Source organism: Paenibacillus sp. J22R98 (assembly GCF_059383835.1).
Genome location: NZ_JBXENW010000004.1, coordinates 489,862 through 507,692, shown reverse-complemented (window position 1 = coordinate 507,692; position 17,831 = coordinate 489,862). Strand labels below are relative to the sequence as shown.

16 protein-coding genes are annotated in these 17,831 nt (G+C 46.8%); 8 read left to right on the top strand and 8 right to left on the bottom strand.

The window, feature by feature from the left end:
• A partial coding sequence (locus tag AC50Y3_RS15610; protein WP_494819625.1) for a hypothetical protein occupies nt 1-236 on the top strand: 236 nt, incomplete at its 5' end.
• Between the two features lie 120 nt (nt 237-356).
• Here the strand turns inward: AC50Y3_RS15610 and AC50Y3_RS15605 are convergent.
• Together AC50Y3_RS15605 and gyrA are read right to left on the bottom strand one after the other, a co-directional pair.
• On the bottom strand, nt 357-1,442 hold the full coding sequence (locus tag AC50Y3_RS15605) for an HD-GYP domain-containing protein (RefSeq protein WP_494819624.1): 1,086 nt from the start codon (nt 1,440-1,442) through the stop codon (nt 357-359).
• A 37-nt stretch (nt 1,443-1,479) separates the two neighbouring features.
• Complete coding sequence (gyrA, locus tag AC50Y3_RS15600; protein WP_494819623.1) at nt 1,480-3,978, bottom strand: DNA gyrase subunit A; 2,499 nt, start codon at nt 3,976-3,978, stop codon at nt 1,480-1,482.
• A gap of 394 nt (nt 3,979-4,372) precedes the next feature.
• Between gyrA and AC50Y3_RS15595 the strand changes: the two genes are divergently transcribed.
• A complete protein-coding gene (locus AC50Y3_RS15595) occupies nt 4,373-5,125 on the top strand; it encodes a YheC/YheD family protein (protein WP_494819622.1) in 753 nt (250 codons plus the stop codon).
• A gap of 45 nt (nt 5,126-5,170) precedes the next feature.
• On the opposite strand, the gene gyrB is transcribed toward AC50Y3_RS15595, so the two are convergent.
• The 6 genes from gyrB to dnaA all read right to left on the bottom strand — a co-directional run bounded on the left by gyrB (nt 5,171) and on the right by dnaA (nt 11,565).
• Nucleotides 5,171-7,081 carry a DNA topoisomerase (ATP-hydrolyzing) subunit B gene (gene gyrB, locus AC50Y3_RS15590; protein WP_494819621.1) on the bottom strand — a complete coding sequence of 637 codons (1,911 nt, stop codon included), beginning with the start codon at nt 7,079-7,081 and terminating at the stop codon, nt 5,171-5,173.
• 73 nt (nt 7,082-7,154) lie between these two features.
• Nucleotides 7,155-7,403, bottom strand: coding sequence for an extracellular matrix regulator RemB (gene remB, locus AC50Y3_RS15585; protein ID WP_090980648.1), 249 nt, complete (start codon nt 7,401-7,403; stop codon nt 7,155-7,157).
• Nucleotides 7,404-7,436: 33 nt separating this feature from the next.
• Nucleotides 7,437-8,546, bottom strand: coding sequence for a DNA replication/repair protein RecF (gene recF, locus AC50Y3_RS15580; protein WP_494819620.1), 1,110 nt, complete (start codon nt 8,544-8,546; stop codon nt 7,437-7,439).
• Between the two features lie 46 nt (nt 8,547-8,592).
• Nucleotides 8,593-8,808 carry a S4 domain-containing protein YaaA gene (gene yaaA, locus AC50Y3_RS15575; RefSeq protein WP_090980644.1) on the bottom strand — a complete coding sequence of 72 codons (216 nt, stop codon included), beginning with the start codon at nt 8,806-8,808 and terminating at the stop codon, nt 8,593-8,595.
• Between the two features lie 17 nt (nt 8,809-8,825).
• Complete coding sequence (gene dnaN / locus AC50Y3_RS15570) at nt 8,826-9,968, bottom strand: DNA polymerase III subunit beta (RefSeq protein WP_494819619.1); 1,143 nt, start codon at nt 9,966-9,968, stop codon at nt 8,826-8,828.
• A 244-nt stretch (nt 9,969-10,212) separates the two neighbouring features.
• A complete protein-coding gene (gene dnaA, locus AC50Y3_RS15565; RefSeq protein ID WP_091224660.1) occupies nt 10,213-11,565 on the bottom strand; it encodes a chromosomal replication initiator protein DnaA in 1,353 nt (450 codons plus the stop codon).
• Nucleotides 11,566-12,203: 638 nt separating this feature from the next.
• On the opposite strand from dnaA, the gene rpmH reads away from it, so the two are divergent.
• The 6 genes from rpmH (at nt 12,204) to mnmG (ending at nt 17,830) form a co-directional block, all read left to right on the top strand.
• The gene (rpmH, locus tag AC50Y3_RS15560) at nt 12,204-12,338 is read left to right on the top strand and encodes a 50S ribosomal protein L34 (RefSeq protein WP_090574515.1); all 135 of its coding nucleotides are present in this window, start codon (nt 12,204-12,206) and stop codon (nt 12,336-12,338) included.
• A gap of 186 nt (nt 12,339-12,524) precedes the next feature.
• On the top strand, nt 12,525-12,872 hold the full coding sequence (rnpA, locus tag AC50Y3_RS15555) for a ribonuclease P protein component (RefSeq protein WP_091224661.1): 348 nt from the start codon (nt 12,525-12,527) through the stop codon (nt 12,870-12,872).
• Between the two features lie 138 nt (nt 12,873-13,010).
• Complete coding sequence (locus AC50Y3_RS15550; protein WP_494819618.1) at nt 13,011-13,787, top strand: YidC/Oxa1 family membrane protein insertase; 777 nt, start codon at nt 13,011-13,013, stop codon at nt 13,785-13,787.
• Nucleotides 13,784-14,452 carry an RNA-binding cell elongation regulator Jag/EloR gene (gene jag / locus AC50Y3_RS15545; protein WP_494819617.1) on the top strand — a complete coding sequence of 223 codons (669 nt, stop codon included), beginning with the start codon at nt 13,784-13,786 and terminating at the stop codon, nt 14,450-14,452. Before AC50Y3_RS15550 ends, jag begins: the two co-directional genes overlap by 4 nt.
• Nucleotides 14,453-14,529: 77 nt before the next feature.
• Nucleotides 14,530-15,909: a tRNA uridine-5-carboxymethylaminomethyl(34) synthesis GTPase MnmE gene (gene mnmE / locus AC50Y3_RS15540; RefSeq protein ID WP_494819648.1), complete on the top strand. Its 1,380-nt coding sequence runs from the start codon at nt 14,530-14,532 to the stop codon at nt 15,907-15,909.
• Between the two features lie 31 nt (nt 15,910-15,940).
• Nucleotides 15,941-17,830 (top strand): tRNA uridine-5-carboxymethylaminomethyl(34) synthesis enzyme MnmG, encoded by a 1,890-nt coding sequence (gene mnmG, locus AC50Y3_RS15535; RefSeq protein WP_494819616.1) that lies wholly within the window; start codon nt 15,941-15,943, stop codon nt 17,828-17,830.
• Nucleotide 17,831 lies beyond the last annotated feature (1 nt).

Genomic DNA, 17,831 nt, shown 5'->3' with positions numbered 1-17,831 from the left:
TCGTCCTGAGCCAGGATCAAACTCTCCATAAAAGTGGTAAGCCCGAAGGCTTGGCCATTTTTAAGAATTCGCTTGTTAGCTCATTCAAAAAACTAGCTTTGCGAAACGTTCGTTTCGCGATTTATGACCATTTGACTGGTCGCTCATTGTTCAGTTTTCAAAGAACAAATACTTCGTGTTTTATGCGCCTATCTCTCAGCGGCGACTTGATTAATATATCACATTCGCTCACCTGATTGCAAGCTTTTTTTATTCTTTCAAATAAAAAACTGTGTTATATTTCTTTGCCTCAAAAGCGGCAAGGAGTAATATAACACAGTTCGACAAACCGGGTCAACCATTATTTCGAAATCATCTTATTTATTGTTTCTCGACATTACTTCTTCTATATAGAGCTGTCGTTCGGTGATCAGATTCACGATCGATCCGGATACAGACACCCACGGTCTTGTCGGATGGTTCCGGTCTGAGAAAACAATCTCACCGACACGATCATCGTTCAAGCGTACGACTGTTCCGTTATTAAACTGAGTCGCCTTATCTATAAAGATCCGTACATAGGCAGGGTCCAGCTTACCAAACGAGTCCTGCAGCAGCTGTTCGAGCACTAAGTAAGGCGAAGTTGCTTTACGGTAGGCACGTTTCATCGTCATGGCATTAAAGATATCAGAGATGGCTACGAACTTCGCATAAGGATGGATCTTCTCTGATCCGATACCGAGCGGATAGCCGCTTCCGTCATAGCGTTCGTGATGCTGAAGAGCTGCCAACTTCACACCTTCATTGATAGCTGCAGCATTCTTAAGCAGCTGATAACCGAGAACGGTATGCCGTTTCATATCCTCTACTTCCTCAGCTGTCAGCTTCGTCGGCTTATTGAGGATATTACGGTCTATCTTGGCGTTGCCGATATCATGAAGCAGCCCGGCGAACGCGGATTGCATCCAATCCTTCTTAGGGAGGTTGTTCCACTGAGCGAGCATATAGCAGCTTAATGCCGACATGACGCTTTTATGAAACAGATAATCCTCATTCGGGACGTTCTGCGGAGAGAAGGTCATCATCTTATATTCATGACTATGTGCAAGCAGCGCTTCGAGCTGATTACGCAAATCAAGAATCGGCAGTGCCATTCCGCTCATCATCTGATTGAATACTTTCTTGAGCAGCACAACCGTTAGGTCATACTGCTCCATCAATCCCGATTTCGAAGAACTTTCTTTGCCTTGTTCCAGACTTTTCTCTTGCGCGGATTCATCTGCTTCCTTCTTCTCCCCAGGTGTATCGATACATACAGTGGGTACTAAGAAAGCATGCAATATATCATACTCGCGTGGAGTTACCACTTTACCTTTATGCAAAAGCACACTGCCAAGCGGGGTGAGAACGTCTTGTGCAATTTTGTCCCCAAGCTTTACTTGCGAAATCGCTACTGTCCCCATAGTTCTCCTCCACGATGCCTGCGATTATAGTACCGGTTTATGACTCTTCTTCGGTGGAAGACGTGCCTTCTGTCTCCTCGCCCTCTAACTCTTCATCGTTGTTGTCTGACTCATCGTTGCGTGCTACACGAGTAACCGTTGCAACGGCGTCATCATCCCGAATGTTAATGAGTCTAACCCCTTGCGTATTACGGCCCATCGTAGAGATGCCGGCCATGCTCATGCGAATGAGCGTGCCTCCGGATGTCATGATCATCAGATCTTCGTCGTTCTGCACGACTTTCAAGCTGACAATCGATCCGTTTCTCTCCGTTACATTAAGCGTCTTGATCCCTTTACCGCCACGGCTCTGACTCCGGTACTCACTGACTGGGGTACGTTTACCGTAACCATTGGCTGTAACGATCAATACTTCGTTCTCCGGCTCAACAACGTCCATGCCGATTACCTGGTCGTCGTCATCCGAGTTAATTCCTTTAACCCCTGTCGCCGAACGCCCCATCGGACGAACATCAGTCTCAGGGAATCGGATAGACATCCCTTGGCTCGTACCCATGATGATTTCTTTCGTTCCGTCCGTCAGCTTCACGCCAATCAGATCATCATCATCGCGAAGATTAATCGCGATAAGTCCAACTTTACGGATGTTCGAATAGTCATCGAGCGGTGTTTTCTTCACGATGCCTTGTTTCGTTGCAAAGAACAAGAAACGATCCGGCTCGAACGATTCAACCGGGATAACCGCATTAACGGTTTCTCCTTGCTCGATTTGAATCAGGTTAATGATCGGTGTCCCACGTGCCGTACGGCTGAGATCCGGAATCTCATAAGCCTTCAGGCGGTACACTTTTCCTTTATTCGTAAAGAAGAGAAGGAAGTGATGCGTGTTGGATACAAACAGATGCTCGACAAAGTCGGTATCCTTCGTATCCATTCCGATTACGCCTTTGCCGCCCCGCTTCTGGCTGCGGTAAGTAGTAACCGGCAGACGCTTCACATAACCGGAGTGCGTAACCGAGATAATGACATCTTCGCGCGGAATCAGATCTTCATCCAAGATCTCATCTTCGCTTGCCATTAGCTCCGTACGACGCTCATCGCCGAATTTCTCTTTCACTTCTTCAAGTTCCTCGTTGATGATTTGCAGAACAAGCTGCTCATCAGCAAGAATCGCTTTGAATTCCGCAATTTTGCGAAGCAGTTCAGCATACTCGGCTTCGATCTTGTCGCGCTCGAGTCCTGTCAGACGCTGCAAACGCATGTCGAGAATGGCTTGTGCTTGATCGAGGCTTAAGCTAAAGCGCGAAATCAAGCCTTCTCTTGCTTCTTCTGTTGTTTGCGAAGCACGAATCAACTTGATGACTTCATCAAGATTATCAAGTGCAATACGCAAGCCTTCCAGAATGTGAGCGCGAGCTTCTGCTTTCTTCAAGTCAAACTCCGTACGACGGCGAATGACTTCAATTTGATGCTCTAGATAGTAATACAAAATATCACGCAAGTTGAGTGTACGCGGTTCGCCTTTAACAAGGGCAAGCATGTTGAACCCGAAGTTCATCTGCATCTGCGTTTGCTTGTATAAATTGTTTAGTACCACTGTAGGCGTTACATCACGGCGAAGCTCAATAACGACACGCATACCGTTACGGTCGGACTCATCACGCAGATCGGTAATGCCCTCGATTTTCTTCTCGCGGACAAGCTCTGCAATTTTCTCGACAAGTCTTGCTTTAACAACCTGGTAAGGCAGCTCGTGCACGATAATCCGCGCTTTACCACCATTCTCCTCGATTGTTGCGCGTGCACGCATGGTAACGGATCCGCGGCCTGTTGTATAAGCTTGTCGCATCCCTTCGCGTCCCATTACGAACCCGGCAGTTGGGAAGTCAGGACCTTTGATATAATCCATCAGTTCGATCGGAGTGATATCAGGATTCTGAATAAGCGCCTGTACACCATTGATAACTTCAGTCAAGTTATGCGGCGGAATGTTGGTAGCCATACCTACTGCGATCCCCGTCAAACCATTTACCAAGAGATTCGGGAAACGGGCAGGAAGTACTTTCGGCTCATGCTCTTCGCCGTCATAGTTCGGAATGTAATCGACCGTTTCTTTATTGATATCGCGAAGCATTTCCATCGCGATCTTGGACAAACGCGCCTCTGTGTAACGCATAGCTGCAGCCATATCGCCGTCAATGGAACCGAAGTTACCATGACCGTCGATAAGCATATAACGCAGCGAGAAATCCTGCGCCATCCGGACCATGGTCTCGTAAACTGCTGAGTCACCATGCGGATGGTACTTACCGATTACTTCGCCGACGATTCTGGCCGACTTCTTGTACGGCTTGTCCGGAGACATGCCAAGCTCGGACATGGCAAAGAGAATCCGACGGTGAACCGGTTTCAGTCCGTCTCGTACATCCGGAAGTGCGCGGCTAACGATGATACTCATTGCATAATCCATAAACGATTCGCGCATCTCAGTACCGATATCGCGATCCCTTACTTGCAGATTGTTCTCTTCCGCCATCGTTGACCTCCTAGGGTTGCTTATAACATCAACATGAGCCTTCGAATGCGATTACAGTGTTGTTCGCATCACGAAAGCAGGGATAATTCGTATAACAGAATACTAGAATCCATTATAGTTTTTTCTCAATCCAGCCAACCTTAAACGTTTACCAGCAATAAAGTTGCTTCAGGCATCCACCTGAATACAAACTTTCGCAAACGTAGGTATTCGCCCACTCCATGCACCGTTCTCCACCATAATCTAAGAGGGAATCAACGTGCGATTATTAGGGCTTCTTGCGTAGAAGCAAAAATAGGCATTATCCCTATTATAACATCGTTTTCAGCCTCTGTCTCCTGCATGCTGGGGCATCGATGCACCACCCATTATCCCTCTGGAAGGCGGGACCTTGTTGGCCATTCAACGCGTTAGAAGCAAATGGGAGAAAACTAAAGTACTGCTGCACTCGGACGAATTGCGTCAACGTATTCCGGTGACACAAGTATGGAGCACGTCTGAGCTTGAGCAAATGCTTGATGAATTTGAAATGGTTTATGTAAAACCCGATCACGGCACATTCGGCAATGGCGTCATTCGGGTGGAGAAAACAGGTGATACTACGTACACTTATCAGCTTGGAACCAAGCTGCAACGTTTTCATTCATTCGAAGCCATGGCTCAATCACTGGGGCAGGTCATACACGGACGCAAATATTTAATTCAGCAGGGCATTCATTTACTTACCTATGACAAAAGAAGATTCGACGTCCGCGTGATGGTTCAGCGCAACTTGAAGCAGCAATGGGTAACAACCGGTATCATCGGCAGAGTCAGCGATCCCTCTAAAGTCGTAACCAACTGTCATAATGGCGGTACTGCGATGCCTTTTGAGAAGCTGATGCGATCCCATCTTTCTATTGCGCAACTTGCCAGCTATCAAGAATGGCTAGCTGAACTTGGGGTTATCACTGCCCAGCAAATGGAGACTTCATATAACGGGATCAAAGAAATTGGTCTGGATCTGGCCATTGATCAATCCTTCAGGCCTTGGATCCTTGAGGTCAACACGATGCCTGATCCTTATATCTTCCGAAAACTGCCGGATAAAGATATTTTCCGCCGCATTTACCGTTATCACGCTGCAAATAATCGCAAAAAGAAATAACACAAGCCGCCCGAAACGCCGGACGGCTTGTTTGTTTATGAGATCCTATACGTCGAGGTTCTTTACATACTTCGCGAACTCTTGAATGAATTCACGGCGTGGTTCGACGTTATCCCCCATAAGGGTTTCGAAAATATTGTCAGCCTCAATGGCATCCTCGATCGTAACCTGAAGCATCGTACGGCTCTCTGGATCCATAGTCGTCTCCCACAGCTGCGATGCATTCATCTCTCCGAGACCTTTATAACGCTGTACATTGACTTTCGCGCCTTCACCGAATTCACTGATGATGGCATCGCGTTCTTTCTCACTTTGCGCGTAACGAACAACTTTATTGCGTTCGATCTTATAGAGCGGCGGCTGCGCGATGTAGATGAAGCCGGCTTCGATAATTTTGCGCATGTAGCGGAAGAAGAAGGTGAGCAGCAATGTACGAATATGAGCACCGTCGACATCAGCATCGGTCATGATGATAACTTTGTGGTAACGAGCTTTGGAGATATCGAAATCATCGGCAATACTCGTACCAAGCGCTGTGATAATTGCACGAATTTCCGTATTGGATAAAATACGGTCCAGACGCGCCCGCTCAACGTTCAAAATTTTACCCCGGAGCGGCAAAATCGCTTGGTAATGACGATCACGGCCTTGTTTAGCCGATCCACCCGCAGAGTCACCCTCTACGATGTAGATTTCACTGATTGAAGCATCCTTCGAGGAGCAATCCGCCAATTTACCCGGCAATGCGCTCACTTCAAGTGCACTCTTACGACGAGTTAATTCACGGGCTTTACGAGCTGCTTCACGCGCACGCGCTGCTTGAAGGCCCTTCTCGATGATTTTCTTCGAAACAGCCGGATTCTCATTCAAGAACTCTTGGAACTTCTCCGCGAAGAAGGATTCGACAATCCCCCGCACTTCACTGTTGCCTAGCTTTGTTTTCGTTTGACCTTCAAACTGCGGCTCCGGAATCTTAACGGAAATAATCGCAGTCAAGCCTTCACGAACATCGTCACCGGACAGATTGGAGTCGCTTTCTTTAATTGCATTCATTTTGCGGGAATACTCGTTAATAATGCGAGTCAGGGCACTCTTGAAGCCGGACTCGTGCGTACCGCCCTCATGCGTATTGATGTTGTTGGCGAACGAGTAGATGTTCTCTGTGTAGCTATCGTTATACTGCAAAGCTACTTCCACGTGGATGTTGTCCTTGGAGCCTTCTACGTAAATTGGCTGCTCATGCAATGCTTCACGATTACGGTTCAAATACTTAACGAATTCGTTAATCCCGCCTTCGTACTTGTACGTATTGGTTGCACCTGTCCGCTCATCAAGCAGCGCAATTTCAATTCCTTTATTCAAAAATGCAAGCTCGCGAATACGAGATTGCAATATCTCATACTCATAAACTAACGTCTCTGTGAAAATCTCCGGATCCGGTTTGAAACGAGTCGTTGTACCGGTTTCATCGGTATCGCCGATTACTTTGAGATCGTACTGCGGTACGCCGCGACGATACTCTTGTCTATGAATATGACCTTCCCGCTTAACGGTCACCTCTACATGCTCAGACAACGCATTCACGACGGAAATACCAACGCCATGCAAACCGCCGGACACTTTATAACCCTCGCCGCCAAACTTACCGCCTGCATGAAGAACGGTCATAACCACTTCGAGAGTCGATTTCTTCAGTTTCACGTTCTCTCCGACCGGGATACCGCGGCCGTTATCGACGACAGTGATACTGTTATCTTCATGAATGGTGACTTCAATGCGATTACAATATCCAGCTAGTGCTTCGTCAATACTATTGTCAACGACTTCCCATACGAGATGGTGAAGCCCTTTGCCGCTGGTAGAGCCTATATACATACCGGGGCGTTTACGTACCGCCTCTAATCCTTCAAGTACCTGAATCTGACTTTCATCATACGTATTCTGGTTCGACGACATGCTCAATTTCACTGCTCCTCTCAACTACTCTTGCCGCATCTAATGCTGCAATATCAATTCCCGTTGTGCGACGCTAGTTGGTCGCAAAATGGTGCGATCGTTTCTTCAGCGTTGAGGATGAAATCGGCGAATAGTAGATCTTATGCTCGGTCACTACAATGGATTTCGCTTCTTCTTCTCCTATAACTTCAACGTCTTTGCGCTTCCGAGCCTGTGCGACGAATTGCTTGGACAGCTTGGAGGACTGCTCGATTGAGATATCAAATATAGCTACGAGCTCTGTAGCACGAATAATTTTTTCTCCGCCCAAATGAATGTACATAGCCTCCACCTCTCATAGGCAACGCCTTAAGGCTTATTGTTCGACACGACCATCCTTCACCTGGTACACGCGGGAATCATGGAGCTTGCTAATATTGACGCTTTCAAGCCCGGTCGTCGTAATAAAGGTCTGCACTTTACTTTGAAAAGTCTCTATAAGCTGCGTCTGCCTGTGCTGGTCGAGCTCAGATAAAACATCATCGAGCAGCAGCAGAGGATACTCGCCGATTTCTTCATGGATAAGTTCAATCTCAGCTAACTTGAGCGATAAAGCTGTCGTTCGCTGCTGGCCCTGTGACCCATATACAGAGGCTTCTTTGCCATTTATAAAAAAGGCCATGTCATCACGATGAGGACCAACGAGCGTCATACCACGACGAAGCTCCTGTTCCTTTACTTGTGTTAACTTTATCATAAATTGCTCAAATAATATAGATTCATCTTCGGTTGAGTCGCTTTCGAAAGAAGGACGATACACGATTGTCAGCTCTTCTGCGCCGGCTGTTATGCCTGCATGAATGTGCTGTGCCCACTTCTGCAGCTTCTCTATGAAGTTTTGCCTTTTTTTCACAATTTTAACACCGTACTCTGCAAGCTGCATATTCCAGACTTCCATCATCGCCTGATTGGCATTGCCGGGCGATGCTGTTTTCAAGTAATTATTGCGCTGCACAAGCACTTTGCTGTATTGACCCAGTGCATGCAAATAACCGGGCTGAACCTGGCCGATTTCCATATCCAGAAACCGCCTTCGGATGCCCGGCGTACCTTTTACGATTTCCAAATCCTCCGGCGCGAACATCACGACATTAAGCGAGCCGACAAATTCACTTAGTTTGCGCTGCTCAAGCCCGTTAATCTTCGCTTTCTTCCCCTGTGTAGACAAAGACAGATCCAATGTGAGCGGACCGTATCGTTTCTCCACTTCACCCCGGATCCGCGCTTCAGAAGATTGCCAGCCGATTAACTCCTTGTCCTTGCTCGTACGGTGAGACTTCGTCAAAGCTAGCACAAATATCGCTTCCAGCAGGTTGGTTTTGCCTTGTGCATTACGACCGACAAACAGGTTGACCTGGCTGTCAGTCGCAAGCTCAATATGCTCATAATTGCGATAATGCTGCAATTGAATAGTTGTTAAACGCACTTGTATGCCCCCCGGTTACTGCTGACAAGCCGATTTGCTTGCTGCATTACCGTTTCACGATCGTAAAGCTGCCGAATCCTTTCACGTCAATCTTATCGCCGGTATACAATTTGCGACCGCGGCGGTCGTCCGGCTCTCCGTTGATTAGCACCTCGTTCTCCTGTAAGAAGAATTTCGCTGCCCCCCCGGAATCGATACAATCCGACAGTTTGAGGAACTGTCCCAGTGCAATATACTCTGTCGAAATCCCAATCTCTTTCATCGTTTCATTCTCCTTCTTTAGCCTGTCGTCCGGTAAGGCAAGATGAGGTGCAGGCTATGCGGATGGTCAGTCGGCTTAATGATGATCGGACTCATTGCGCCGTTAAATCCGATAAACAAATATTCGCTATCGATAACTTTCAGTGCATCAAGCATGTATTTGGAGTTAAAAGCGATGCGTAGCTGCTCACCATTCATTTCTTTCGCATCCAGTTTCTCCGTTACGCGGCCGAGTTCTGTGGAGCTCGAGGAAATTTCGATTGTGCCGTCTTCATCCGAAATAAGGCGAACAATGTTGGTTTTCTCTTCACGCGACATCAAATAGGCGCGATCGATCGCATCCGTCAATTTTTTTGTATGAAGAACGAGTTCTGTTTTGAACTGCTGCGGAATAATTTTAGAAGTGTCGGGATAGGTCCCGTCCAAAATACGCGAGTAGAACAACACATTACCGACTTTGAAGAGCACTTGATTATCCGCTACAACGATATCCACATGTGTATGATCGTCCGGAATGAGCTTGGATAACTCGTTTAGCGTCTTACCGGAAATAACAACATTGGAAAAACGGTAGTTTTCAGGCGTTTCGACAACGGCTGTTCGGCTTGCTAGACGATGACGGTCCGTTGCAACGAATTTTAGCTGGCCTTCTTGCAAATTCCAGAGCGCACCGGTCAAAATCGGCGTTTGTTCACTCGTAGAAGCTGCGAAAACCGTTTGGCGGATCATCGATTTCAGCAAATCGCCGGGAACGGAGATATTCTCACTTTGTTCGATTGTCGGAAGAATCGGGAATTCTTCGGGATCAAGGCCAACCATTTGAATATCGGTTGAGCCGGAACGAATCATCGTTTGGTGGTGGTCTTTCACTTCAATTTCGAGATCATCCGACGGAAGTTTCTTCACGATTTCTACAAAAAATTTAGCCGGGAGTACAACGCTGCCCGGTTTCTGTACTTTTGCGATTACAAATTCACCGTTCTCAACAGGAATAAAGCTTTGAATTGAAATATCGGTATCGCTGGCGGTAAGTGTTACACCTTGGTGAGTAACGTCGATTTTGATACCGCCGAGAATCGGAATTGCCGGTCTGCTGGAAGTTGCTTTGGAAACTTGTTGAATTGCGTCGTTTAATTGATCTTTTCGAATGGTTAATTTCATGAATGTCACTCCTATATTGCAGGGATCAAGGCGGCGATTGAGGAGGCTGCGTTGTCACCTATATTTGATGATGTTTATTTAAAGATATTAGTAGAAGTCGTAGTAGGGGCCCTGAATATGTGGATAAGTGGTTCAAACACGGATAAAGCAAGCCTATCCACATGTGTATAGCGTGTGCATAGGCTTGCTGATGAAATGTTGAAGAAGTGTATAACTTTTTGGGCTATATCCACAGTCTTCGTATTTACGTGTGATTTTTAATTTTATCCGTTAACGTTTGAACGATTTTGTAGAGCTCCGAATCCACTTTCAGCTGCTGCGTAATTTTCTCGTGCGCATGGATGACGGTTGTATGGTCACGTCCACCGAACGCTTCCCCGATCTTAGGCAGCGAGTAATCCGTTAACTCTCGGGATAGATACATCGCGATTTGTCTCGGGAACGCAACTGCCTTCGTACGCTTACGCGCTTTAAACTCCTCCAGCTTGAGCCCATAAAGCTCCCCAACTTTTTGCTGGATATCCTGCATCGTGATCATTTTTGGCCGGCTTGATGGAATAATATCTTTAAGTGCTTCTGCCGCCAAATGGGACGAGATGTCTTCATTAATGAGTGAAGAATAAGCTACGACGCGGATTAATGCGCCTTCCAGCTCTCGAATGTTCGTGTCGATTTGGCTGGCGATGTAGACCATGGCTTCATTCGGGATGTCCAGGTTCTCCGCTTTCGCTTTCTTACGCAGGATCGCGATCCGCGTCTCCAAGTCGGGCGGCTGAATGTCCGTTATTAAGCCCCATTCAAACCGGGAACGAAGCCGTTCCTCTAGGGTTGGAATTTCTTTGGGCGGTCGGTCACTCGAAATTACGATTTGCTTACGTTCCTCATGCAGCGCGTTAAAAGTATGGAAAAACTCTTCTTGCGTTTGTTCTTTGCCGGCCAGGAACTGTATATCATCAATGAGCAGCACATCAATGTTTCGGTATTTGTTGCGGAAACTCTCGCCTTTGTTGTCCCGAATGGCATTGATGAACTCATTCGTAAATTTCTCGGAGGATAAATAAAGAACCCGTGTATTAGGGTTATGTTCCAAAATATAATGCCCGATCGCATGCATTAAATGCGTCTTGCCTAGTCCGACGCCGCCGTATAAGAACAGCGGATTGTAAGCCTTCGCCGGTGCTTCGGCCACAGCTAAAGAGGCGGCATGGGCAAACCGATTATTGGCGCCGATGACGAACGTGTCGAACATATATTTGGGGTTAAGCATATGCGTGTAGGGCTCTTCCGGCCCGACATGCACGGTTGGCATTATGATTGGTTGGATTTCTGCTGGCTCAGGCGGCTTATTCTCTTCAATGACGAATTTAATGTCATATTGGCGCCCCATAAATTCCTGCAGTGTGGTCCGCACAAGCTTTGTATACCGGCTTTCGAGCCATTCGGCTGCAAAAGTCGTCGGCGCTGTCACAATGACAGTAGAATCACCACTAAACGAAGCCTTAGTCGCTTTAAACCAAGTGTCGAAACTTGGCTTGCTGAGCTTCGTTTGAATGATCGACAGCACCTGTTGCCACATTTCGTGCGTATGGCTATCCACAGATTGTCACTCCTTATCCAATTCACCGAAAACGGCGCGGTCGTGCTACTGATGTCGAAACATCGGGCTTTCTGATCAATTTCATCCACATTATTAAGGATGGGTGCATAAAAATTATCAAAAGGGGATGAATGTTGTTCACATTGTTATCCACAGGGTGTTGATAATGTTGAGGGGGAGTTGGAGTCATCCACATAGAAAACATAATCATCATAGCAAAATAACCCTTGATATTCAACGATTCCGCCGATTTTATCCACAAATTCTATAGGTTGTGTATAAGAGTTATCGACAACACTAGATATTGTTTATATCTTGTTACCAATTCGACATAATGCGGGAATCTCCGATAAATTCATCCACATGTTATTAAATTATCAACCTAAAGGCCCTGTTTATACTTTTATCCACAGCCTGGCTCTGGAGACTCTTCCCACAGCTGTTTCTGGTTGACTTTTGGGTACCTACATGGTTTAATTGAAAAAGGCGTTTTTTCACCGATGGACGCTCGTGGTTTGACTATCTCGGCTGCGCAGCTGTTCACGCTAAGAAAAAACTGATGATCGCTAATCGCGCCAGACGATAGAAATAGTAAATATGCAAGGTGATTTGAGTAAGGTATAGGAGGTGCATTGATAATGAGACCGACATTCAGACCGAACGTAAGCAAACGCAAGAAAGTTCATGGTTTCCGTAAACGCATGGCTTCCGCAAACGGACGTAAAGTGCTAAGCGCCCGCCGTCAACGTGGAAGAAAAGTATTGAGCGCGTAAACCTTAAGACCACACTACGTGGTCTTTTTTTCTTTTTTACGGCAAGAATAGAGGAAGAAGAACGAATGTGCGCTTCCTTTAATGAGGGAGAGACGATTGTTCACGTAGCATTTATAGAGGAAGATGCGTGGGCAAGAGAATCTTAGCTTTCTTATATATAAATAAAGGTCCGGTGAAGGTGTACCCGTGCAAAGAAAATTGCGATTGCGTAACCGCGAAGATTTCAGCCGGATTTATCGGAACGGCAAATCATTCGCAAACAGCCAGTTTGTCGTTTATTGGTCGCGCCAGCTGCAGGCGGATCCATTACGACTAGGCGTATCGGCGAGCAAGAAGATCGGGAATGCCGTCGTTCGCAATCGAATGCGGCGTCTTGTGAAAGAAATTGTCCGAGGGCAGAAGGACCGTATAACTGGGCAGCTCGATTTGATCGTCATTGTGAGGAAGCCGGCAGTAGGTCTTGAGTTGAAAGAACTCGAAAAAAGCATGCTTCACGTATTGAAACGAGCAGGGCTTCTGAAGACTTCGCGTTAAGGCGTGTAATCGCTTTTACGTGAGCAGGAGGCTTGTTTCTTTGTGCCATAAAATGTGATATAGTTTACGTGAATATGAAAATGTAAGTGGTCCTTGTTTATGGACCTTACGCTATCGGTATGCAGAGAGGAGATTTACATGTTGTCCCGTATTTCGAAACGAACATGGCTGACGGCAATTGCATTAATTGCGGTCATGCTTTTTCTGAGCGGTTGCTCTTCAGCCACTCATCCAGTATCCATGGCTGATCTGGAGCACGGCAACTTCTGGCAAAGAAATGTAGTGTACTATTTCTCATTAGTACTTGAGCATTTTGCCAAATGGTTCGGCGGCGAATATGGCATTGCGATCTTGCTAATGGTTGTCATCGTCAGAACGTTGATTCTCCCGCTTACGATTAAACAATACCGCAGCTCGAAGGCGATGCAGGCATTGCAGCCGGAGCTTGCGAAATTGAAAGAGAAGCATAAGGACAATCCACAAAAGCAGCAGGAAGAAACGATGAAGCTGTTCCAACAGCACAAAGTTAACCCGCTTGCAGGTTGTTTACCGCTGCTCGTGCAAATGCCGATTTTCATTGCGCTGTACAATTCGATTTATATGAATGAAAACATTCGTGAGCATACATTCCTGTGGCTGGAACTTGGACAGAAGGACCATACTTATGTGTTGCCGATCTTGGCTGCCATCACTACGTTCGTTCAGTCTAAGATGATGTCGTCCCAGCAGAAAACAATGCCAGCAATGCAAGGGATTATGATGATTTTCCCGGTATTGATCTTCGTTATGGCGTTGTCCTTCCCGGCTGCATTGCCGCTTTACTGGGTATTCAGCAATATCTACACGATTGTGCAAAACTATTTCCTATATGTACGCAACTCACCTAAGGGCAAGGAGAGTGTACCTGCGAAATGAAGAAAATCGTAGCATCGGGCAAAACGATCGAAGATGCTGTACAAAATGGTTTAACGGAATTGCAAGTGTCAGTGGATCGCGTTAATGTAACTGTTCTGGAGAAACCGTCCAAAGGTTTATTCGGCCTGATTGGTGCACGAGCTGCGAAAGTGGAGCTCGTTCTTGTACCTGTGATTGAACAGGTGAAGACGCCATCGGTTACTGCTGCAGCAGCCAAAGATCCGCTCCTTGAAACGGAACGATTCATCACCGAAGTGGCAAGAACGATGGGGCTTGACATTACGATTGCTCGTAACGATTCGAAAGACGGTTTAACCCTCGCGTTATCGGGAAGCGGCGATCTTGGCATGCTGATCGGACGTCGAGGCCAAACGCTTGACGCATTGCAATACCTGGTCAATATCGTGGCCAACCGTTATTCCAACAGCCATCTTCGCATTGTGCTTGATGCGGAAGATTTTCGCGAGCGTCGACGGAAGACGCTTGAAGATTTATCCGATCGGTTGGCGGGACATGTTATCCGTACTCGTAAGGAAGTTGTACTGGAACCGATGTCCCCGCACGAGCGGAAGATCATTCACTCGCAATTACAGAACCACGCCAAGGTTAAAACATTTAGTAAAGGCGATGAACCTAATCGCCGTGTTGTGATTACGCTTAAGTAGATGCATACAGCTCTTTTTCAGCAATGGCTCTTTAATGGTCATTGCTCATTTTTTTAAATATGAGGGAAAATAACATGATGATTCAAGACACGATTGCCGCCATTTCGACTGCTGTCGGAGAGGGCGGCATTGCCGTTATACGGGTAAGTGGACCTGAGGCGGTTGCTGAAAGTGCAAAACATTTCCGATCCAAATCGAATATTGTCACAGCTGATTCGCATACCGTCCACTATGGGCATATTGTGGATCCCATCAGCGGCGAAGTCGTAGAAGAGATTTTGCTGACGATTATGAGGGGTCCGCGCTCATTTACGGCGGAAGATGTCGTTGAACTTAGTACGCACGGCGGTGTTGTCGCGGTAAAACGTGTCCTGGAGCTGTTGCTTCGTTCTGGCGACGTTCGGATCGCAGAGCCAGGTGAGTTCACGAAGCGTGCTTTCCTTAATGGGAGAATCGATTTGACGCAGGCAGAGGCTGTTATTGATCTGATCCGCTCAAAGTCGGACCGCGCATTCTCAGTGGCGATGAAGCAAGCTGAAGGAATGTTGTCGAAGAAGGTTAAAGCGCTTCGTCATAATTTGATCGAGCTGCTTGCACATATTGAAGTGAATATCGATTATCCGGAGCATGATGTGGCCTCAATGACGAGTGACTACATCCTTGAACGATGCGGTGAGGCATGTGCCGAAATCGATCGATTGTTAAAAACGGCAAGCGAAGGCAAGATATTAAGAGAAGGCATTATGACGGCAATTGTTGGCCGGCCCAATGTCGGCAAATCTTCGCTGCTGAATGCGCTTGTACAGGAAAATAAAGCGATTGTGACGGACATACCGGGTACTACACGTGATGTCATTGAAGAGTACGTAACGCTCGGCGGCATTCCGCTGCGATTGTTGGATACCGCCGGCATCCGCGAAACTGCGGATGTGGTGGAACGGATCGGGGTTGAACGATCGCGCTCGGCGCTCGAAGAAGCGGATCTGATCTTGTTCGTGCTGAATGTGAATGAAGAGCTGCATCCGGATGATCGATTGTTGATGGAGCAATTCCGAAATCGACCTGTTGTTGTGTTACTGAACAAGACGGATCTACCTGTTGTGATGGACACTACTGAGGTTGAGGCGATTTTCTCCGAGGAGCAAATCGTTCGTTTGTCGGTTCTGCACGAACAGGGTCTTGAAACGTTGGAAGATGTCATTAAGCGTATGTTCTTCGGCGGTGAACTGGAGTCTGCGGATTTGACTTATGTCAGCAATGTTCGACATATTACGTTACTCGGTCATGCCCGTCAGTCGCTTGTAGACGCAATGGAAGCGACAGATATCGGGATTCCGATTGATATTGTGCAAATTGATGTACGTACAGCATGGGAACAATTAGGCGAATTAATAGGTGATTCGGTATCGGATTCGCTTATCGATCAAATTTTCTCTCAGTTCTGTTTAGGTAAATAATTTTAGTTGTAAGGCAAGGAGGGATAAAGTAATGGGATATCATGCAGGAGATTTTGATGTCATTGTGGTTGGAGCCGGTCATGCGGGTGTTGAAGCTGCACTTGCGGCTGCGCGAATGGGCTGTGAGACGCTGTTGCTTACAATTAACTTAGATATGGTGGCGTTCATGCCATGTAATCCGTCGATTGGTGGTCCGGCCAAAGGACATGTTGTGCGTGAAATTGATGCGCTTGGCGGGGAAATGGGACGCAACATTGATAAAACGTTTATCCAAATGAGGATGCTAAATACGGGTAAAGGACCAGCTGTTCACGCGCTGCGTGCACAAGCGGATAAGTTTCTTTATCAGCATTTCATGAAACAAACGATCGAAGAAACCGATCATCTGACTCTTCGTCAAGGGATGGCGGAGGAACTCATTATTGAGGATGGCGCCTGCGTAGGGATTATTACGAAGACCGGTGCAGAGTATCGGGCGAAAACCGTAGTTGTAACGACGGGGACCTATCTGCGCGGAAAAGTGATTATGGGTGAGCTGATGTATGAGAGCGGGCCGAACAATCAACAGCCTTCGGTTAAGCTGTCCGAGAGCTTGCGTTCACTCGGCTTGCAGCTTGTACGCTTCAAAACCGGCACGCCGCCTCGCGTGCATAAGGACACAATCGATTTCTCTAAAACAGAGATTCAACCCGGCGACGAGAAACCGAAGTTTTTCTCCTATGAAACCGAATACTCCGACAATGAGCAGCTTCCTTGCTGGTTGACGTACACGTCTGAGGAAACGCATAAGATTATTAACGATAATCTCCATCGGGCTCCTATGTTCTCCGGTGCTATTGAGGGAACAGGTCCGCGGTATTGTCCATCCATTGAAGATAAAATTGTACGCTTCGCCGATAAACCAAAACATCAAATCTTCCTAGAGCCGGAAGGGAAGAATACGTCGGAGTATTATGTACAAGGACTCTCCACAAGTATGCCTGAGGATGTGCAGTTGAGTATTCTCCGTTCTATTCCAGGATTGGAAAAAGTTGAAATGATGCGTACGGGTTATGCAATCGAGTATGACGCTGTTGTTCCGACTCAACTGTGGCCATCATTAGAAACGAAGGTTGTTCCGGGTTTATTCACAGCGGGACAAATTAACGGAACATCCGGTTATGAGGAAGCGGCGGGACAAGGCGTTATGGCTGGAATTAATGCAGCACGTAAAGCGCAAGGGAAACCGCCGGTTATCATTGAACGCTCGCAAGGCTATATTGGCGTGCTCATTGATGATTTGGTGACAAAAGGTACAACAGAACCGTACCGCTTGCTTACTTCGCGCGCAGAATACCGCTTGTTGTTGAGACATGACAATGCCGATCTTCGTTTGACTCCAACCGGTTATGAGATTGGTTTGATCTCGGAAGCGCGGTATCAGAAGTTCACACAGAAAAAGCTATTAGTGGAGCAAGAAATCGAGCGTTTGAAAACAGTTAAGATTCGTCCTGACGAATTAACGCTGCAACTGCTGGAGGAAGCTCAGTCTACGCCGATTCAACAAACGACAGATGGTCTTTCTTTATTGAGACGTCCGGAAGTTTCGTATAACATTATTGATCAACTTTCCCCATCATCGGAAGTGCTTACCGATGATATGAAGGAGCAAGTTGAAATTCAAATTAAATACGTCGGTTATATCGAGAAACAACAATTACAGGTGGAGCGTCTTGCTAAAATGGAGAAGAAGCGAATCCCAGACGATATTGATTACATGGCGGTCAACAATCTCTCCAAAGAAGCGAAAACGAATTTATCTAATATTCGTCCGTTGTCGATTGGGCAAGCTTCACGAATTGGCGGGGTAACACCGGCTGACATTTCAATTCTTCTCGTCTATTTAGAACACTACAATAAGGTTATTGCAGCACGGGGGTAAG

Coding starts and splice junctions, on each gene's coding strand:
- AC50Y3_RS15605 (WP_494819624.1), bottom strand. CDS start 1,442: ATGGGGACAGTAGCGATTTCGCAAGTAAAGCTTGGGGACAAAATTGCA.
- gyrA (WP_494819623.1), bottom strand. CDS start 3,978: ATGGCGGAAGAGAACAATCTGCAAGTAAGGGATCGCGATATCGGTACT.
- gyrB (WP_494819621.1), bottom strand. CDS start 7,081: ATGTCGTCGAACCAGAATACGTATGATGAAAGTCAGATTCAGGTACTT.
- remB (WP_090980648.1), bottom strand. CDS start 7,403: ATGTACATTCATTTGGGCGGAGAAAAAATTATTCGTGCTACAGAGCTC.
- yaaA (WP_090980644.1), bottom strand. CDS start 8,808: ATGAAAGAGATTGGGATTTCGACAGAGTATATTGCACTGGGACAGTTC.
- dnaN (WP_494819619.1), bottom strand. CDS start 9,968: ATGAAATTAACCATTCGAAAAGATCAATTAAACGACGCAATTCAACAA.
- rpmH (WP_090574515.1), top strand. CDS start 12,204: ATGAGACCGACATTCAGACCGAACGTAAGCAAACGCAAGAAAGTTCAT.
- AC50Y3_RS15550 (WP_494819618.1), top strand. CDS start 13,011: ATGTTGTCCCGTATTTCGAAACGAACATGGCTGACGGCAATTGCATTA.
- jag (WP_494819617.1), top strand. CDS start 13,784: ATGAAGAAAATCGTAGCATCGGGCAAAACGATCGAAGATGCTGTACAA.
- mnmE (WP_494819648.1), top strand. CDS start 14,530: ATGATTCAAGACACGATTGCCGCCATTTCGACTGCTGTCGGAGAGGGC.
- mnmG (WP_494819616.1), top strand. CDS start 15,941: ATGGGATATCATGCAGGAGATTTTGATGTCATTGTGGTTGGAGCCGGT.